The sequence below is a fragment of the Natronomonas aquatica genome, assembly GCF_024449025.1.
Taxonomy (GTDB): Archaea; Halobacteriota; Halobacteria; order Halobacteriales; family Haloarculaceae; genus Natronomonas; species Natronomonas aquatica.
The window spans coordinates 19,271-35,777 of record NZ_JAHLKM010000025.1 but is presented as its reverse complement, the minus strand read 5'-3'; the positions used below and the strand labels follow the sequence as shown (position 1 = coordinate 35,777).

Here is a 16,507-nt window from a genome sequence, read left to right as displayed (position 1 = left end):
GATTTTTACTCGGCGTCGATGTACTATCAGATGGGGATTCCGGTGGACATTTACACGCCGATTTTCGCGATGAGCCGGGTGGGCGGATGGATCGCGCACATCCTCGAACAGTACGAAGATAACCGACTGATCCGGCCGCGAGCCCGCTATGTGGGCGAAACCGACCGTACCGTCACACCGCTCGAAAACCGATAGACGCTGGCCGCCGACTGCTGGGAGTATCCCGGCGCTCATTTCTTTCTCTCGCCTCTGTTTTCTCTCTCTGTTCGTTTCCGAACCGAACCGCTCGTTTTACTGATACTCCGACAGCAGATGCCGCCGGTACAGCCGGAGCTGTCGGTCCAGTTCTGCCGGCTGTGTACTCATCGGGTGGAGGAGGACCTCGTCGAAGCCGAGCCGGTCGTACTCGGCGAGGGTCGCCTGTACCTCCTCGATCGTGCCGGTGAGCCAGTTCTCCGCCGCGTGTTCGACGGTTCGGTCCACGCCGAGCAGGTTATCGTACACCCCCAGTTGGGCCTGGCGGGCCGTTTCGGGGTCCTCGTCGGTGACGAGATGGAGGTACTGCAGCGCCACCCGGTCCATCGAGGCGGGATCGGTGCCCTGGGCGTCGAGGTACGCCGAAAACCGCTGCCAGTCCTCCTCGAGGTTGATCTCCGCGTCCGCGAGGTCGATCCGCCTCCGTTCGAATCCCGGGAACATCGTGTGGGTGTGAACTGGAGCCGTAATGAAGAGTTCTCCCGGAGGAAGACAGAGCGCGACGCTCGGGGAATAGACGCGGCGACCGCCCGGGAAGGGTTTTTTATCGGAGGTTGCGAGGGGCCGATCACCCATGAAGTTCGGGCTGTATCTCAACTGTCAGACGACAGGGAACCGGTCCGCGGAGGAACTGTTCGCGGGGCTGGTCGACCAGACGATCACGGCCCGCGAGGCCGGCTTCGATATGCTCACGACCGGCCAACACTACCTGGCCGACTACGTCCAGCTCCAGCAGCTGCCGTTGCTCTCGCGGCTCGCGGCCGAGGCGGGGTCGATGACGGTCGGCCCGGGGATCTCGTTGCTCCCGTTGCACCACCCGATCGAGATCGCCGAACAGCTCACCACGCTGGATGCGATGTCGGCGGGGGCGGTCGCCGGCGTCGGGATCGGCTACCGGGACGTCGAGTTCGACAGCTTCGGGGTGCCGAAATCCGAACGCGCCGGACGCTTCGAGGAGGGGATCGAGCTGATGAAGCGACTCTGGACCGAGGAGGACGTCGTCTACGAGGGGGAGTATTACGCTGTCGACGGCGTCACGATCAACCCCCGACCCGACGAACGGCCGCCGGTGTGGATCGCGGCCAACACCCGATCGGCCGTCCGGCGAGCCGCCCGGATGGGCGATGCGTGGTTCGTCAACCCCCACTCGACGGTTGCGGAGATCGGGGAGCTGAAAGCCGACTACGACGAGATCAGAAAAGAGCGGGGCGAGGACACCGGGGTGCCGATCATCCGGGAGACGTTCGTCGCCGAGACCCACGGGGCGGCCATCGAGACCGCCCGCGAGCACCTGTTCTCGAAGTACCAGCGGTACATCGAGTGGGGACAAGACGAGGCGATGGAGGACGAAACGGACCTCCACAGACCGTTCGAGGAGCTGGCCGAAGACCGGTTCCTGCTCGGGACGCCCGCCGAGATCTGTGCGGAGATCGAACGCTACGGGGCGGAGCTCGACGCCGAGTACATCGTTCCGCGGCTCCACTGGCCGGGGATGGACCACGACGCCGCCGTCGAGTGCATCGAACTGCTGGGTGATGAGGTCATCCCGAACGTCTGAGCGCCCCAGTCCGTTCGTGAGCCGATCGCATACTTATTTAATACCCTCCCCACTACCCGGGCCTATGCGACGTGTGTCACCACAGACGCTCCTGGACGTCACGGCGGAACTGCTGGAGGCGTTCGGGATGCCCGAGCCGGAGGCGGCGTCGGTCGCGGCCTCGCTCGTCGGCGCGGAGATCCGCGGGCACAACTCCCACGGAGTGATCCGGCTCTCGACGACTTACGAGGCGATGATCGAGGACGGGGCGATCGACCCGACGGCGACGCCCGATGTCGAGCGACACTCGCCGGCGGTCGCCTCGGTCGACGGGAACCGGGCGTTCGGACAGCTCACCGGCGAGCGTATCGTGAACGCCGGTCTCGAGGGCGCCGAGGCGGCCGGCGTCTCCGTCGTCGGCGTCCGGGGCGGCACCCACCTCGGGCGGGTCGGCGAGTGGGCCGAGCGGGCCGCCGAGGAGGGGTTCGTCTCGCTGGGGTTCGTAAACAGCGGGGGAACCGCCCGGACGGTCGCGCCACCGGGGAGCGCCGATCGGGTCTTCGCGACGAACCCGGTCACCGTCGGGATCCCGACGTTCGACGCCCTGGAGTTCCCGATCGTCCTTGACATGGCGACGAGTCAGGTCGCCCACGGGAAGATCACCAAACGCGCCGTCGACGAGGGGACGATCCCCGAGGAGTGGACGGTCACCGAAGCGGGGACACACGTCGAGGACGCGGTCGCCTTCGAGGAGGGGGCTGGCGCGCTGTTACCGCTCGGCGGGCGGACGGCCGGACGGAAGGGATACGGGCTGGCGCTGTGTGCCGAGTTGTTCGGCGGCATCATCGGGCGCGGGGAGGTCGTCGGCGACGACGACAACGACCACGTGAACAACGCGGGGATGTTCGTCTTCGTCGACCCACAGCGGTTCTCCACCCGGGCGGAGATCGAAGGCGTGATCCGGACCGTCCACGGGCAGGTCCGGAACGCGGCGTACCCCTCGGCCGTCGAGACGGGCGTCTCCACGGACGGAGATCGGGCGCTCATGCCGGGCGAACCCGAACACGACACGCGCCGCCGCCGCGAGTCGGAGGGCATCCCCCTCACGGACGGGGCGATCGAGGCGCTCACCGAACTGGCCGAAACGCGCGGCGTCGGGACGCCGCTGTTCTGAGAGTCCGCCTACTCGACCATCAGCTCCTCGAGGAAATCATAGACGCGGGTCATATCGCCGTCGTAGCCCTTCTTGGTCTTCGCATAGCCCGTGATGTCGCGGGTGAGGTGGCCGAGAAGCATCGGGATCCCCTGATCGCCAGCGAACTCCGAGAGCAGCCGCATGTCCTTCTCCATGAGCCCGAGTTTGAAGCCCATGTCGTACCCGCCGGTCAGGACGTGGTCGGGAATCTTGTCCTGGTTGGCGCTGTTGCGCCCGCTTGAGACGCTGAAGACGTCGACGAGCGTCTCCCGATCGAGGCCGGCCTGATCGCCGAGGATGACCGCCTCCGAGGTCGCGATCAGCGCGACGTTCGAGAGGTAGTTGTTGAGGAGTTTGACGGCGTGGCCGTGGCCCGGCTCCTCGCCGACGTGGAAGACGTCCGTCCCGATGTCCCGGAAAAGCGGCTCGCAGGCCTCGAAGACCGCCCGATCGCCGCCGACGATGATCGAGAGCGTCGCGTCACGTGCCCCGGAGGCGCCGCCGCTTACCGGCGCGCCGAGGACGTCGACGCCGCGGTCGGCGAGCCGATCGGCGACGTCGTTCGTCGTCCCGGGCGTCGACGTCGTGAGATCGACGAGGACGGATCCCTCCCGGAGGTCGGCCGCGATCTCGTCGACGACCGCTTCGACGTTGGCCGGCCCCGGCAGCGAGAGAAACACGACGTCGGCGCCCGCCGCCGCCTCGCCGGCCGACGACGCCGCGGTCGCGCCCGCCTCGGCGACCGCCTCGATGGCGGGCGGATCGACGTCGAAAGCGGTCACGCCGTGTCCGGCCGATACCAGGTTCCGGGCCATCGGTCCGCCCATCGAACCGAGGCCGATGAATCCGAGCGATGGCATACTACTCCCCTCTCGGGTCCGGGGCAAAACGGTTTGGTATCCGCTACCGCACGGCGCGGCGACATCGCGAGCGGATCCTCACCCTCGGCCGCCAGCCAGCTGGTCGGCCTCCGGCCGGACCCGGAGCCGGAGCATCGCGACCGTCCCGACGAGCGGGCCGAGAGCGAGCGGCACGAACGCCCACCGCCAGCCGACGGCGTCCCGGACGAACGGTATCAGCTGGATCGAGGCGATCGTGACGAGGTAGCCGACGGCGGTCTGGAGGGTCAACGCGGAGCCGACGTAGCTGTCGTCGGCGAGTTCGGAGACGGCGGCCGAAAACTGCGCGGAATCGGCGACGATGAAAAAGCCCCACACGAGCACGAACGGCGTGATCACCGCGAGCGAGGCACCGTACACCAGTCCGGCGGCGAGACACGCGGCCCCCGAGACGACCATACAGCCGCTGGTGACGATCGATCGGCCGATCCGGTCGGCGGCCGACCCGGCGAGCCACGCGCCGAGTCCGCCGATCGCGATCGTCCCGAACGCGAGCAGCGCGGCCCACCGTTCGGGGGTCGGCGTCCCGCCGGCCTCGAGGCTGGCGAGGAGATACACCGGGACCCACGTCCAGACCGCGTACAGTTCCCACATGTGCCCGAAGTACCCCAGGTTCGCGAGGACGACGCCACGGTCCGAGAGCATCCGGCGGACGGCGCCGGGGTCGAACGGCGCCGTCTCGGGCTGGTGGGGGCCGTCCTCGTACAGCAACGCGAGGAGGCCGCCGACCGTCGCGATCACGGCGGTGGCGTACAGGACGCGGTCGGGGTCGCCGATCCCGCCGACGGCCCGCAACAGGTGGGGAGCGCCCGAGCCGACGGTGAGCGCGCCGACGAGGACGCCGATGGCGAGCCCGCGACCCCGGATGAACCACGAGGACATCATCTTCATCCCGATCGGGTAGACGCCGGCCAAGGCGACGCCGGTGACGAACCGGAGGGCGATCGCCGGCGGGCCGCTCTCGACGACGCCGGCGATGACCGCCGTCGCCCCGGCGCCGAGGAACGCACACCCAGCCACGAGATACCGCGGGGGGATGACGTCCGCGATCGTAAACACGGCCGAGAGGATCGCCCCGACGACGAACCCGAGCTGGACGGCGTTCGTCAGCCACGCCGTCTCGGTCGGCGTCAGCCCCCAGGCGTCGGCCAGTTCGGGGCCGACCGCCGTGCCGCTGAACCAAAGCGTCATGACGAACAGTTCGGCGAGCCCGACGAGAAAGAGCGCACGCCACTTGCCGCCGCCGAGGAGGTCCATTTTGTTCTACTCCGTAGACCGATACAATAAAAAACCGTTGTTCGACGCCTCGGGGGATCGGGAAGCCGAACGGGCGGGGGACAGGCTCCATCGTGTCGGACCTCGACCCGTCGGTGAGCAACGACCCCAAACGCTAAGACGGATCCTGCGAGACACTGGAACTATGACGATCACCACGACGTACGCCGAATACGTGACCGAGCTGGCGTACGACGACCTCCCGGAGGAGGTCGTAGACTACGCGAAGAAACTGACGCTCGATGCGATCGGGGTCTCGATCGGCGCGCGATCGCGGGCCGGATCCAGCGACGCGTTCGTCGACGGCGTCGACTCGCTGGCCGACGGCGGGGAAGCGACCGTCTTCGCGACGGGTGAGACGCTGGAACCCGAGTACGCCGCGCTGTTGAACGGGGCGCTCGTCCACAGCCTCGATTACGACGACACCCACCGCGGCGCCTCACACCACCCCGGCGCCTCGGTCATCCCCGCGGCGATCGCGACCGCCGAGACGGTCGAGCGGGACGTCGGCGGCGAGGAACTGCTCGCCGCCATCGTCGCCGGTTACGAGGTAAACTGCCGGCTCGGGCAGGCGGTCGACCCCGCCTCCCACTACGATCGGGGGTTCCACATCACCGCGACGTGTGGGACCTTCGCCGCGACGGCCGCCGCCGGCAAGATCGCCGGCCTCGATGCCGGGGGGCTGGCGAACGCCTTCGGGCTCAACGGCAGCCAGGCCGCCGGCTCCCAGCAGTACCTGGCGAACGGCTCCTGGAACAAACGCGCCCACCCCGGGCTGGCGGCCCACTCGGGGATCCTCGCCGCCCGGTTCGCCGAGGCCGGCTTCTACGGCTCCGAGGCCCCGATCGAGGGCGAGGACGGCTTCCTCAACGCCTACAGCGACGATCCCAAACCGGAGCTGGCGACCGAGGGACTCGGCGAGGAGTACGAGCTCTACCGGACCGGCATCAAGCCGTACCCGTGCTGTCGGTACATGCACGCCCCGCTGGACGGCGTCTTCGGGATCCTCGAGGAAGCTTCGATCGCCCCCGAGGACATCGAGAGCGCGACCGTCGAGATCGCCGATCCGGGCATAGAGCTCGTCGGGCGGCCGGCCGAGCGAAAGGAGAACCCCCAGTCGTTCGTCGACGCACAGTTCAGTATGCCCTTCGGGGTCGCGCTGGCCGCCGTCGCGGGCGAGGCGACCGTCGATTCGTTCATCGAATGGAGCGACGGCTACACCGAGGAGTTCGGCCGGATCATGCGGACGACCGACGTCCGATCGTCCGCGGCGGTAAACGAGGCGTACCCCGAGATGTGGTGTGCCGACGTCACGATCGAGACGGCCGGGGAAACGTTCGAAACGCACGTCGAGTACGCCAACGGCGAGCCCGAAAACCGGATGTCGTGGGACGACGTGACCGAGAAATACGGAGACCTCACCGTCGATCTCCCCTCGGCGGCCGCCGATGAGTTCCTCGAGCGCGTCCGCTCGCTGGAGGACGAGCGCGTCGAAGAACTCACCGCACCGCTTCTCGCGGAATCGCGAAACGAAGCCGTCGCCGACGACTGATCTAAAACGGTCGGACGCGGGGACGACCGGAGCGAACGGTCAGAACGACCGCGGGAGGCCCAGCGCCTTCTCGCCGACGTAGTTCAACGCGAGTTGCTGTGAGATCGGCGCGATCTTCGCGAGCCGGGCGTCCCGGAACATCCGCTCGACGTCGTACTCGCGGGCGATCCCGAACCCGCCGAACGTCTGGACGGCCGCGTCCGAGGCGTCGAAGGCGAGCTCGGAGGCGAGGTAGTTCGAGGCGTTCGCCAGCGTCCCGACCTGCTCTCTGTTCAGCGAATCCATCATCTCGGCCGTCCGGTAGACGGTCTGTTTCACCGAGAGCGTCCGCATGTACGCCTCGGCGAGGGGGTGTTGGATCGACTGGTTCGAGCCGATCCGCCGGTCGAACACCTCCCGTTCGTTCGCGTACTCGACGGCGCGGTCGATCGCGAGTTTCGCGTGGCCGACACACTCGGCGGCGATGACGAGCCGCTCGTCGTTGAGCCCGTCGAGGAGGTTATAAAAGCCCGCGTGCTCGTCGCCGATGACGTTCTCGACGGGGACCCGGAGGTCCTCGAGCCACACCTCGAAGGCGCTCGAGAGGTTCGTCGAGGTCTTCTCGATCGGCTTCATCTCGAGGGCGTCCTGGGATCTGGCGTCCTCGACGTCGACGAGCAGCATCGAGATGCCGTCGGTCTTCTTTTCGACCGCCTCGCGGGGCTTCGTTCTGGCGACCAAGAGCAGGTAATCCGAGACGTCGAGACGGGAGGTCCAGATCTTCTGGCCGTTGACGACGTACTCCTCGCCGTCGCGTTCGGCCTCCGTCTCGATGGCCGTCGACTCCGAACCCGCGTTCGGCTCCGTGAGCCCGAGCGACTGGATCGTCTTCTCGCCCGTCGCGAGCTTCGGGAGGATTTCCTCTCTGATACGCTCGCCGCCGTGTTCGACGAGCGGACGGGAGGTGTAGATCGCGCCGTGGATCGCCTGCGTGGCGCCGAAGCCGCCGCCGCTTGCGGCGATTTCCTCCATCATCACGACCATCTCGTCGGTGGTCATGCCGCCGCCGCCGTACTCCTCGGGTATCAAAGCGCCGAGCCAGCCGTTCTCCGCGAGCAGGTCGGCGAACTCGTGGGGGTACTCCTTGTTTTTGTCGTGTTCGCGCCAGTACTCGGCGTCGAACTCCCCGCAGATCCGGCCGATCTCGCGCTTGATCAGCTCCTGCTCGGAGGACAGTGGGGTGAAGTCCCATGAAACGCTTGCCATCACCCCTACGACGGATAGCGGCGAAATGAATGTACCGCTCCCGGCGCCCCGTCTGGTCGTTTCGGCGTACCCGGCGTCGTCGATGGCTTTATGCTCGCTTGCTCGGACCGGCCGGACGTATCTATGGTCCGCAACGTGATCGAGGTCGGCGAGAACCGGTATCGGGAGGACTACGGCCGCTACTACGAGGACTTCGAGGTCGGCGACATCTACGAACACCGCCCCGGCCGGACGATCACCCAGACGGACAACGTCTGGTTTACGCTGTTGACGATGAACACCCACCCGCTGCACTTCAACGACGAATACGGGAAGGACACGGAGTTCGGGGAGTGTCTGGTCAACTCCACGCTGACGCTCGCGATCGTGACGGGGATGACCGTCAGCGACGTGAGCCACAAGACCGTCGCCAACCTCGAGTGGAGCAACATCGTCATGCCCAACCCGGTCTTTCACGGAGATACCCTCTACGCCCAAAGCGAGGTCCTCGACAAGCGCCCGAGCGAATCACGCGAGGGCGACGGGATCGTCACCGTCGAGACGACCGCCCACAACCAGGACGGCGACATCGTGATGCAGTTCGAGCGCACGATGTTGATCCCGACCCGCGAGAAGGGTAGCCCGGGGGACGTCACGGACAGCGAAGGGGCGTCCGGCTAACAGATACTAAAATTTATTTTCCCTCGTAAAGTCACCGCCTACGGAGGCAAAGAGAGATGTCGCTCCTCGAAGACGATCTCGAACAGCAAGGGATACTATCGATAACCGCGACCGACTTCGACGACGACGAGGGGATGCCCGATTACGTCGGCTACGTGAACGAAAACGAGAACCCCGAACTGCGGATCGAGAACGTCCCCGAGGGAGCCGAGTCGCTCGTGCTCGTCGTCGACGACCCCGACGCCAAGGGGGCCGTCGGGTTCACGTTCGACCACTGGCTGGTGTGGGACATCGCTCCTGACGTCGGGACGATCCCGCGCGACTGGGATCCGGCCGCAGACGGCGCGACGGTCGGGTACAACGACTTCGTCGAGGCGGATTTCGGCGGCCCCTCGCCGCCGGACGGGGCCCACCGGTACCGGTTCAAACTGCTCGCGCTCGATTCCGAACTCGGGCTCGAGCCGGAGGCCCGGAAGGCGGTCGTCGACATGACCGCCGGGATGGAGGCCGAGGTCCTCGCCTCGACACAGCTCGTCGGCCAGTACGAGCCCTCCCAGGGGACGGCGTTCTGACCCCAAACAGTCGCTTTTTTGCTTTCGGGATCGGACGGGTGACTTCGGGCCGGGGCGGAACGGGCAGTTGTCTATAGTTGACGCACCCGTACCGTCGTGTATGGAGGTGATCGAACGCGGCGCGGGACGGCCCCGCGTCGCGATCGTGGGGGGAATCCACGGGGACGAACCGGCCGGCGTGCGGGCTATCGAACGGCTCGCAGAGCGGCTACCTGACGGGGATACGGGCGGAACGGTACAGCTTGTGATCGCCAACGAGCCGGCCCTCGAGGCCGGCGAGCGCTACCGGGAGGTGGATCTGAACCGGACCTTCCCCGGCGACGACACGGGCGACGTCTACGAGTCGGCGCTGGCCGCGCGGCTGATCGAGGTACTCTCCGGAGCGGAGGCGATCCTCGCGCTTCATACCTCCCACAGCGCGCCGCCGCCGTTCGCGATATTCAGCCAGCTCACCGAGTCGGTCCGGCGGACGGTAACGGGGCTCCCCGTCGAGTACGCCGTCGATTCGAGCGAGCTTCGGGGGACGACGCTCGATTCGGTGCTCGCCCACACGGTCTCGCTGGAGGCCGGCCGGCAGGGCAGCGACGAGGCCGCCGAGTTCGGGTACGAGGCGGCGCTTTCGTTCCTCCGGGCCCACGGACAGTTGGCCGACGAAGAGCCGACGTTCACCGAGACGCGGGTCGCGAAGGGCCACGAGGAGGTACCGAAGGGAGGCGGCGAGCCCCAACGTGTACTACGCCAACTTCGAGGAGATCCCGAAAGGGGGTGTCTTCGCCCGCGACGACACCTACACCCACCGAGTCGAGGAGGAGGGCGTCGTGCCGATCCTGGCGAGCGAACACGGTTACGAGGACATCTTCGGGATCTACGGCTCGTTCGGCGGATCGATCGAGCCGCCGGACGCCGAGTGACCGGCGCGTTCAAGGATCCCCGCGCCCAGATTGGGGTATGCTCCGGCTCGCGGTCGCGACGGACGCCGAAACGCTCGATCGGATCGCCGAGCCGCTCGCCGATCGGGGGATCGAAGCGGTCCACGTCCCGACGACCGAACGGGTCCAGCCGCTCTCGGAGCCGCTGGCCGGAACGGAATTCGACGCCGGGTTCGTCTACCCCTCCCGACTGATGGAGGGCGGCGTCGCTGACGCGCTGTTGGACGTCCCGTGGGTCAACGGACGGGACGCGGTCCTCCGAAGCCGGAACAAGGCAGGGGCGCTGGCCCGGCTCGGGCGGGCGGGCGTACCGACGCCCGAGACCGTCTACGTCTCGAATCCGGCCGGCGAACCGGAACTGCGGGCGGCCTTCGAGCGGTTCGAGCCGCCCGTCGTCGTCAAGCCCAACTCGACGACCCGCGGGGTCGGGATCGCGAAGGCGGGCGATCTCGATTCGTTTCTCGGGATCTGTGATTACCTCGCTTTGGTCCACGACTACCGGGCGGCCGACGACCGCTCGTTTCTCCTCCAGGAGTTCCTCCCCGAAGCCCGCGATATCCGGGCGATGGTCGTCGACGGCGAGTTCGCCGGCGCGGTCGAACGGCGCCTGTCGGCGGCCGATCGGGAAGCCGGACGCTGGAAACACAACGTCCATCGGGGCGCGACCGCCGAGGGCGTCGATCTCCCGACCGATCTCCGGCAACTCGCCGAGACGGCCGCCCGGGAACTCGGGATCGACTGGCTGGGTGTCGACATCCTCGTCTCGGGCGATCGGGCCGTCGTCAACGAGACGAACGCCCGCCCGACCGTCGACACGGCGACGAAGTACGAGTCGGGGTTTTACGACCGGCTGGCGGGGCTGATCCGGCGGACGGCCGACGACCCCCTCAGAGGATCAGACGGAGGTTGACGACGGTCGCACCGAGCCCGAAGAGGAACATACAGAGCGGCGGCGCGTAGTACAGGAGCCGATCGCGGTATTCGAGGCCGACCCAGCTCAGGGAGACCCCCAGCCCGAAAACGGACAGTTTCATCGCGACCAGCCCGGGGATCCCGAAGGTAGCGAGCCCCCAGTGGACGAACGGGTTCGCCTCGCCGACCCCCGGGACCGCATAGACGAGGACGATCGTCGTCAGGACGTCGCCGCCGCCGTAGAAGATCGCCGCCAGTCCCCACAGGAGGTACAGTTCGGTCGCCGCCCGTCGTTCCCACCGATACCACTCGCGTGCGCGGCTCATGGTCTCGGTTCCAGCGAAGAGACGGGCGGGAACAAAAAGGCACGCGACCGCGACCGGTCAGGAGAGATCGATATCGGCCGAACTGCCGGTGCGGTCGAGTTCGATCTCGAGGACGCCGTTGTTGAACGACGCCGACGCCGAGTGCTCGTCGACCCGGGCGGGCAGCTCGATGCGCTCTTCGTACTCGCTGGTCTCCGTCGAGGCCGAGATCGTGACGTGGCGGCCGTCGCATTTGATCCGGATGTCCTCTTTCTCGACGCCGGGGAGGTCAGCGACGACACGGATCTCCTCTTCGGTCTCGTAGACGGAGACGTGGGCGTCGCCGCCGAAGCCGGCGTCGCCGCCGAAGCCGGCGTCGCCGGCGTCGAACCCGCCGGCCATCCCTTCCATCATGCGTTCGATCTCGCTGAAGATATCGTCGAACGGATCGTCGCGGTCGTCACGTCGCATACGGTTCGATACGGGAGACGCAGTCAAAAGCCTTCTGTCGGGGTCAAAAACCGACACCCACCGTCTCGTTGGTCCGGGCGATCGATTCCTCGGCGTCGGCGGCGCCCGTCACCGCACGGATCGCGTCGACGTTCTCGGGGACGACGTCCGACTCCTGGTGGATCGCCTGAAAGAGATACAGGTCCGACCCCTCCATCGAGACCGACTCCCGCCAGATGCAGTTCTCCCAGATGTCGCCCCGGGGGCGGCCGCGATCCATCGCGAACTCCTTGAGCGCGCCCGCACCGTCGATATCGGAGCCTTCGGGGATCAGGAAGATCCGGCTTTCTCCCTCGAGTAACTCCGCGACCGCGTCGGCGTCGGGAGTCGATTCGAGCGTCACGTTCACCGAGTGGGTGTGCATCAGCGTCGCGGGCACCTTCAACCCCAGCGTGTCGATGTCCAGATCGGGGAAGATCGTGTTCACGTCCGGACCGTGGTGAGAGGGGAGATGTACGGGGTTCGGCAGGATATCGTTGATCGGCCCGCGGCCGCTCTGGGCGGGATCCCCGCCCCGGCGGATCAGCGTCACCCGGGCCTTCTCGACGCCGTATTCCGCCTCCAGCGGCGCGAGCAACCGCGAGAGCCCGGTCGTGTTACAGGAGACGACGCGGACGTGGTCGGCACCGACCGCGTCGGCGAAGTTCCCGCGGGCGTTGAACGAGGTGTCGACCAGATCGGCGTCCTCGCCGCCCTGATACAGCGCCGGCGTGTCGTGGTCCTCATAGAGGGACTTGTTTTCGGCGCCGATCCCGGAGGGACAGGCGTCGACGACGACGTCGGCGGCGGCGACCAGCTCGTCGACGGTGCCGGCGAGTTCGATCCCCGCCTCCTCGAACAGGTCGATCCGGTCCTCGATGGCCGCATAGAGTGGATACCCCTTCGATTCGGCGAGTTCCGCCTCGTGGTTCGGGCGCGTTTTCGCGACCCCGACCAGCTCCATGTCCGGCTGGAGCGTCACGGCGTCGGCGACCCGTTTCCCGATGGTCCCGTAGCCGTTGACCGCGACCTGGACGTTCATACTCGTGGGTCGCCATCCACGGGAATAACCGTTTCTCTCCGCGGCGTCGGTGAACCGGGGCGGGTCCCGACTGCTGCCGGACAGGAACGTCTTTCCGGTCGCCCGCCCAACCGGGAGCCATGAGCGAGTCCGAGGAACTCACGATCGAAGATCCCGAGGCGGTCGAAGCGGCGGCCGAGACAGCCATCGGGCAGTGTCTCGCGGTCGAGGACGGCGAGACCTGCGTCGTCGTCACCGACGACAAACGCGCCCCCATCGGCGAGGCGATCTACGGGGCCGCACTCGAGGCGACCGAGGACGCCACGATCGTCCGGTATCCGCCGGGACCACAACACGGCGCCGAACCGCCCGCCCCCGTCGCGGCGGCACTCGGGGAGGCCGACGCCTTTCTCGCGCCGACGACCAAGAGCATCTCACACACTCGCGCCCGGTCGGATGCGACGGACGCGGGCGTCCGCGGAGCGACGCTACCGGGGATCACCGAAGAGGTGTTCACGGTCGGGCTGGACGCCGATTACGACGCGATCGCCGCCGAGTGTGCAGCGATGCTCGAACGGGTCGAAGGCGCAGAAGAGATCCGAGTCACGTCCCCGAAAGGAACCGACATCACCTTACAGGTGGGCGATCGGTCGTGGCGGGAGGACACCGGGATCGTCCACGACCCCGGCGCCTTCTCGAATCTGCCGGCCGGCGAAGTGTTCATCAGCCCCGAGTCGGCCGACGGCACCTACGTCGTCGACGGGACGATCCGCCCCCACGGGAAACTCGCGGACGGCCAGACGGTCACCATCGAGGTCGAAGACGGCTACGTGACCGAGATCTCGGACGACGCCGTCCGCTCGGACGTCGAGGCGGCCGCAGAGGAGGTCGGCCGGGACGCCTACAACGTCGCCGAATTGGGGATCGGGACGAACATCGGCGTCACCGAACTCCTCGGCAGCGTCCTTCTCGACGAGAAGGCCGGCGGGACGGTTCACATCGCGATCGGCGACGACGCGGGCATCGGCGGCGACACCGACGCGCCGATCCACAGCGACGGCATCATCCGGGAGCCGACGGTGTTCGTCGACGGCGAGGAGATCGAGTTGCCGACCGTCGAGTGACGGCCGCCGGATCAGGCGAGGGAGGGTTCGAAGACCGGCTTGGGGTCGGTAGGTCGAGTGTATCAACGACGGGCGTACAACTACGATAAGCTGTTAGTGTCTCCTGCCCCATACTATTCGTCCGTTAGGTCTATGATTGAGTTTTCTGTGATAGATCCACTGAGATCGCCAGCTGGGACGCTTCGGGTGTCCCGGGCAAGTTCTCGAAACCGCCGTTCAGGCGGGCCCAGTGGGGGTACCTGACGACTTTTGCCGTGTGAAAGATGTCAGTCTTCTCGGAGGCTCGGGTGGGTGACCTGCTCGTCGGGGTGAGTCTCGGCGAAGCGCTCGCGCATCACGCCGAGCGAGGTGGCCTCCCGTTCGGCACGCTCGGGCTCGTCGATCTCCTCACACCCGGGCGGGAGATCACGCCCGCGATCGGTGAAGTAGCCCTCGGGGGCGACCCAGTCGTGATAGAAGGAGCGATCGTCGTCCTCCAGGAGCGTGATCGAGACCTCCGCCCCGTGACCCGCACAGACGACCGCCTGATGGGGCTTTTCGGCGAGCCGTCCCGCAGCGTACAGCCCGTCGACACCGGTACGGCCGCGTTCGTCGGTGTCGAGGAACGTCTTCCCGCGGTCGATGACGCCGACGCCGTCGAGATCCTCGAGATAGCCGACCTCGTTTTTCGTCGCCGCGACAGCGTAGGTGGTCCGAATCCGGTCCCCGTCAGCCGTACCGACGGCGAAGCCGTCTTCGACCCGTTCGACGCGGGTGACGGTCGCCTCGAGGCGGTGTGTACCGGCTCTGTCGGCCTGTTCGTCGAGCAAATCGAGGAACTGGCGGGGATTGACCCCCGCCGGGAATCCCGGGAAGTTCTCCAGGTGGGCGTTCCGTCGGAGGATCGACTCCCCCGAATCGACGACGAGCGTGTCTAGTCCGTGGCGCGCGGTGAAGATGGCCGCCGAGAGCCCGGCGACGCCGCCGCCGACGATGACGACATCGTAGTCGTCGAGCGACGCCGAGTCGGTCGTGGAGTCCTCCGCTGGTGTCGTGGTCATACTATCGCCGTATCTTCATCGGGGGTTCGGCGGCGCATAAAACTGATCGGATCACCGAGAACTGTTATACGTCCGGACGGCCAATTCGGCGGTAATGAGTCACCAGCGCGTCGCGGTTCGCTGTCCGTCCTGTTCGCCGGCCGCGGAGACGGCCCACGAAATACTCAACCGCGGGGGGCAGGCGACCGTCCAGTGTGGCGAGTGCGGCCACGTCCACAAGACGACCATCGACGAACAGTCGACGGTCGACCGGCGGGTCATCGTCTCACAGGACGACGAATCGACCGAGGCACGCGTCGAGATCCCGCCCGAGGAGACGCTCGAAGCCGGCGACGAGTTCCTCGTCGAGACCGACGAGGCCATCCTGACGGCGCGGATCACCTCGCTTGAGTCGGTCGACGGCGCCCGCGTCGACGAGGCCGAGGCCAGCGACGTCAAGACGCTCTGGACCCGGGCGGTCGGGAACGTCTCGGTGAACCTGACGCTGCACCCGAAGGACGGCTACCACGACGAGACCCGGAGCGTCCGCATTCAGGTCCCCGGCGACGAGGAGTTCGTCGTCGGCCGGACCCACGAGTACGGCGGCGAGGAGTTCGAAGTCGAACGGATCCTCGTCCGGGATGACGCGACGGGGTACGAACGCGAGGGGTACGACTTCGCCGGCGATGCGGTCCTGGCAAAGGACATCAAACGACTCTACGCGCGCGATCAGGACGCACAGACGCGGGCGTGGTCGGGCTGGTAATGGTAGCGCGATGACGCTTTTCGGACGCGACTCCGAGAACGGAAACGGGAACGGGAACGGGAACCGGAACAGGGACGGGACCGAGGCGGACTTCGGGGCGGCCCGCGACCGGATGGTCGATTCGCTCCTCGGGGCCGGCCGGATCGAACGCGAGGAAACGATCGAGGCCCTGCGTGCCGTCCCGCGACACGAGTTCGTCCCCGAATCGCGTCGCGAGACAGCCTACGCCGACCGGCCGCTCCCCATCGGGGCCGGCCAGACGATCTCGGCGCCACACATGGTCGGGATCATCTGTGACCACCTCGAACTCGAGGCGGGCGATTCGGTGCTGGAAGTCGGGACCGGCTGTGGCTATCACGCCGCCGTGACAGCAGAGATCGTCGGCGCCGGAAACGTCTACAGCGTCGAGTACGTCGAGTCGCTGGCCGCCGAGGCCCGCGAGCGGCTCGAACGTCTCGGCTACGGCGGCGTCCACGTCCGGGTCGGCGACGGCGCCGAGGGGTGGGCCGAAAACGCGCCTTACGACGCGGCCTACCTCACCTGTGCGGCCCCCGACCTCCCGGATCCGGTCGTCGAACAGCTCCGGGTCGGGGGGCGCCTCGTCGCCCCGGTCGGGACGGGCCGGCAGACGCTCGTCCGTGCCGAGAAGGCCGACGATGGGCTCGACCGGGAACGCCACGGGGCCGTCCGGTTCGTCACGATGCAGGGTGAATAACGCTGAGAGGGTTTCTGCTATCGAATCGCCACCCAAA

18 protein-coding genes and 1 pseudogene are annotated in these 16,507 nt (G+C 67.3%); 11 read left to right on the top strand and 8 right to left on the bottom strand.

Annotation, left to right across the window (positions count from 1 at the left end):
- Positions 1–195 (top strand): citrate/2-methylcitrate synthase (locus KM295_RS13565; RefSeq protein WP_272494416.1); only part of this gene is annotated, 195 nt, incomplete at its 5' end.
- A gap of 96 nt (positions 196–291) precedes the next feature.
- On the opposite strand, the gene KM295_RS13560 is transcribed toward KM295_RS13565, so the two are convergent.
- Positions 292–699, bottom strand: coding sequence for a hypothetical protein (locus KM295_RS13560; protein WP_256030501.1), 408 nt, complete (start codon positions 697–699; stop codon positions 292–294).
- A 130-nt stretch (positions 700–829) separates the two neighbouring features.
- On the opposite strand from KM295_RS13560, the gene KM295_RS13555 reads away from it, so the two are divergent.
- A complete protein-coding gene (locus tag KM295_RS13555) occupies positions 830–1,813 on the top strand; it encodes an LLM class flavin-dependent oxidoreductase (protein ID WP_256030500.1) in 984 nt (327 codons plus the stop codon).
- Positions 1,814–1,877: 64 nt separating this feature from the next.
- Positions 1,878–2,966, top strand: a complete 1,089-nt coding sequence (locus KM295_RS13550; protein ID WP_256030499.1) for an Ldh family oxidoreductase — start codon at positions 1,878–1,880, stop codon at positions 2,964–2,966.
- Positions 2,967–2,974: 8 nt separating this feature from the next.
- Here KM295_RS13550 and KM295_RS13545 read toward each other — a convergent pair whose 3' ends face one another.
- Together KM295_RS13545 and KM295_RS13540 are read right to left on the bottom strand one after the other, a co-directional pair.
- Positions 2,975–3,847: an NAD(P)-dependent oxidoreductase gene (locus KM295_RS13545; protein WP_256030498.1), complete on the bottom strand. Its 873-nt coding sequence runs from the start codon at positions 3,845–3,847 to the stop codon at positions 2,975–2,977.
- Between the two features lie 78 nt (positions 3,848–3,925).
- Positions 3,926–5,143 carry an MFS transporter gene (locus KM295_RS13540; RefSeq protein ID WP_256030496.1) on the bottom strand — a complete coding sequence of 406 codons (1,218 nt, stop codon included), beginning with the start codon at positions 5,141–5,143 and terminating at the stop codon, positions 3,926–3,928.
- A gap of 163 nt (positions 5,144–5,306) precedes the next feature.
- On the opposite strand from KM295_RS13540, the gene KM295_RS13535 reads away from it, so the two are divergent.
- A complete protein-coding gene (locus tag KM295_RS13535; protein WP_256030495.1) occupies positions 5,307–6,713 on the top strand; it encodes an MmgE/PrpD family protein in 1,407 nt (468 codons plus the stop codon).
- Between the two features lie 39 nt (positions 6,714–6,752).
- Here the strand turns inward: KM295_RS13535 and KM295_RS13530 are convergent, their stop codons facing one another.
- Positions 6,753–7,958, bottom strand: coding sequence for an acyl-CoA dehydrogenase family protein (locus KM295_RS13530; protein WP_256030493.1), 1,206 nt, complete (start codon positions 7,956–7,958; stop codon positions 6,753–6,755).
- A gap of 123 nt (positions 7,959–8,081) precedes the next feature.
- On the opposite strand from KM295_RS13530, the gene KM295_RS13525 reads away from it, so the two are divergent.
- The 4 genes and pseudogenes from KM295_RS13525 (at position 8,082) to KM295_RS13500 (ending at position 11,029) form a co-directional block, all read left to right on the top strand.
- Positions 8,082–8,618: a MaoC family dehydratase gene (locus KM295_RS13525; protein ID WP_256030492.1), complete on the top strand. Its 537-nt coding sequence runs from the start codon at positions 8,082–8,084 to the stop codon at positions 8,616–8,618.
- A 56-nt stretch (positions 8,619–8,674) separates the two neighbouring features.
- Positions 8,675–9,190, top strand: coding sequence for a YbhB/YbcL family Raf kinase inhibitor-like protein (locus tag KM295_RS13520; protein WP_256030491.1), 516 nt, complete (start codon positions 8,675–8,677; stop codon positions 9,188–9,190).
- A 100-nt stretch (positions 9,191–9,290) separates the two neighbouring features.
- A pseudogene (locus KM295_RS17155) lies at positions 9,291–10,101 on the top strand (M14 family metallopeptidase).
- A 37-nt stretch (positions 10,102–10,138) separates the two neighbouring features.
- Positions 10,139–11,029, top strand: a complete 891-nt coding sequence (locus tag KM295_RS13500) for an ATP-grasp domain-containing protein (protein WP_256030487.1) — start codon at positions 10,139–10,141, stop codon at positions 11,027–11,029.
- Here the strand turns inward: KM295_RS13500 and KM295_RS13495 are convergent.
- From KM295_RS13495 to KM295_RS13485, 3 genes are read right to left on the bottom strand one after another with little or no spacing between them, the layout of a single operon-like run.
- The gene (locus KM295_RS13495; RefSeq protein WP_256030486.1) at positions 11,007–11,357 is read right to left on the bottom strand and encodes a DUF5658 family protein; all 351 of its coding nucleotides are present in this window, start codon (positions 11,355–11,357) and stop codon (positions 11,007–11,009) included. The genes KM295_RS13500 and KM295_RS13495 overlap by 23 nt on opposite strands.
- 57 nt (positions 11,358–11,414) lie before the next feature.
- The gene (locus tag KM295_RS13490) at positions 11,415–11,807 is read right to left on the bottom strand and encodes an Hsp20/alpha crystallin family protein (protein ID WP_256030485.1); all 393 of its coding nucleotides are present in this window, start codon (positions 11,805–11,807) and stop codon (positions 11,415–11,417) included.
- A 43-nt stretch (positions 11,808–11,850) separates the two neighbouring features.
- Positions 11,851–12,867 (bottom strand): type II glyceraldehyde-3-phosphate dehydrogenase, encoded by a 1,017-nt coding sequence (locus tag KM295_RS13485; protein WP_256030484.1) that lies wholly within the window; start codon positions 12,865–12,867, stop codon positions 11,851–11,853.
- A 119-nt stretch (positions 12,868–12,986) separates the two neighbouring features.
- Between KM295_RS13485 and KM295_RS13480 the strand changes: the two genes are divergently transcribed.
- Positions 12,987–13,970 (top strand): aminopeptidase, encoded by a 984-nt coding sequence (locus KM295_RS13480; protein ID WP_256030483.1) that lies wholly within the window; start codon positions 12,987–12,989, stop codon positions 13,968–13,970.
- 266 nt (positions 13,971–14,236) lie between these two features.
- Here KM295_RS13480 and KM295_RS13475 read toward each other — a convergent pair whose 3' ends face one another.
- Positions 14,237–15,010, bottom strand: coding sequence for an FAD-dependent oxidoreductase (locus tag KM295_RS13475; protein ID WP_256030482.1), 774 nt, complete (start codon positions 15,008–15,010; stop codon positions 14,237–14,239).
- A gap of 94 nt (positions 15,011–15,104) precedes the next feature.
- Here KM295_RS13475 and KM295_RS13470 point away from each other — a divergent pair, with 94 nt between their 5' ends.
- Positions 15,105–15,755, top strand: a complete 651-nt coding sequence (locus KM295_RS13470) for an HVO_0476 family zinc finger protein (RefSeq protein ID WP_256030481.1) — start codon at positions 15,105–15,107, stop codon at positions 15,753–15,755.
- A 10-nt stretch (positions 15,756–15,765) separates the two neighbouring features.
- The gene (gene pcm / locus KM295_RS13465; RefSeq protein ID WP_256030480.1) at positions 15,766–16,470 is read left to right on the top strand and encodes a protein-L-isoaspartate O-methyltransferase; all 705 of its coding nucleotides are present in this window, start codon (positions 15,766–15,768) and stop codon (positions 16,468–16,470) included.
- Positions 16,471–16,507: the final 37 nt, after the last annotated feature.

Excerpts from the sequence above, each read along its gene's own strand:
- KM295_RS13560 (WP_256030501.1), bottom strand. The coding sequence starts at position 699 with ATGTTCCCGGGATTCGAACGGAGGCGGATCGACCTCGCGGACGCGGAG.
- KM295_RS13555 (WP_256030500.1), top strand. The coding sequence starts at position 830 with ATGAAGTTCGGGCTGTATCTCAACTGTCAGACGACAGGGAACCGGTCC.
- KM295_RS13550 (WP_256030499.1), top strand. The coding sequence starts at position 1,878 with ATGCGACGTGTGTCACCACAGACGCTCCTGGACGTCACGGCGGAACTG.
- KM295_RS13545 (WP_256030498.1), bottom strand. The coding sequence starts at position 3,847 with ATGCCATCGCTCGGATTCATCGGCCTCGGTTCGATGGGCGGACCGATG.
- KM295_RS13540 (WP_256030496.1), bottom strand. The coding sequence starts at position 5,143 with ATGGACCTCCTCGGCGGCGGCAAGTGGCGTGCGCTCTTTCTCGTCGGG.
- KM295_RS13535 (WP_256030495.1), top strand. The coding sequence starts at position 5,307 with ATGACGATCACCACGACGTACGCCGAATACGTGACCGAGCTGGCGTAC.
- KM295_RS13530 (WP_256030493.1), bottom strand. The coding sequence starts at position 7,958 with ATGGCAAGCGTTTCATGGGACTTCACCCCACTGTCCTCCGAGCAGGAG.
- KM295_RS13525 (WP_256030492.1), top strand. The coding sequence starts at position 8,082 with ATGGTCCGCAACGTGATCGAGGTCGGCGAGAACCGGTATCGGGAGGAC.
- KM295_RS13520 (WP_256030491.1), top strand. The coding sequence starts at position 8,675 with ATGTCGCTCCTCGAAGACGATCTCGAACAGCAAGGGATACTATCGATA.
- KM295_RS13500 (WP_256030487.1), top strand. The coding sequence starts at position 10,139 with ATGCTCCGGCTCGCGGTCGCGACGGACGCCGAAACGCTCGATCGGATC.
- KM295_RS13495 (WP_256030486.1), bottom strand. The coding sequence starts at position 11,357 with ATGAGCCGCGCACGCGAGTGGTATCGGTGGGAACGACGGGCGGCGACC.
- KM295_RS13490 (WP_256030485.1), bottom strand. The coding sequence starts at position 11,807 with ATGCGACGTGACGACCGCGACGATCCGTTCGACGATATCTTCAGCGAG.
- KM295_RS13485 (WP_256030484.1), bottom strand. The coding sequence starts at position 12,867 with ATGAACGTCCAGGTCGCGGTCAACGGCTACGGGACCATCGGGAAACGG.
- KM295_RS13480 (WP_256030483.1), top strand. The coding sequence starts at position 12,987 with ATGAGCGAGTCCGAGGAACTCACGATCGAAGATCCCGAGGCGGTCGAA.
- KM295_RS13475 (WP_256030482.1), bottom strand. The coding sequence starts at position 15,010 with ATGACCACGACACCAGCGGAGGACTCCACGACCGACTCGGCGTCGCTC.
- KM295_RS13470 (WP_256030481.1), top strand. The coding sequence starts at position 15,105 with ATGAGTCACCAGCGCGTCGCGGTTCGCTGTCCGTCCTGTTCGCCGGCC.
- pcm (WP_256030480.1), top strand. The coding sequence starts at position 15,766 with ATGACGCTTTTCGGACGCGACTCCGAGAACGGAAACGGGAACGGGAAC.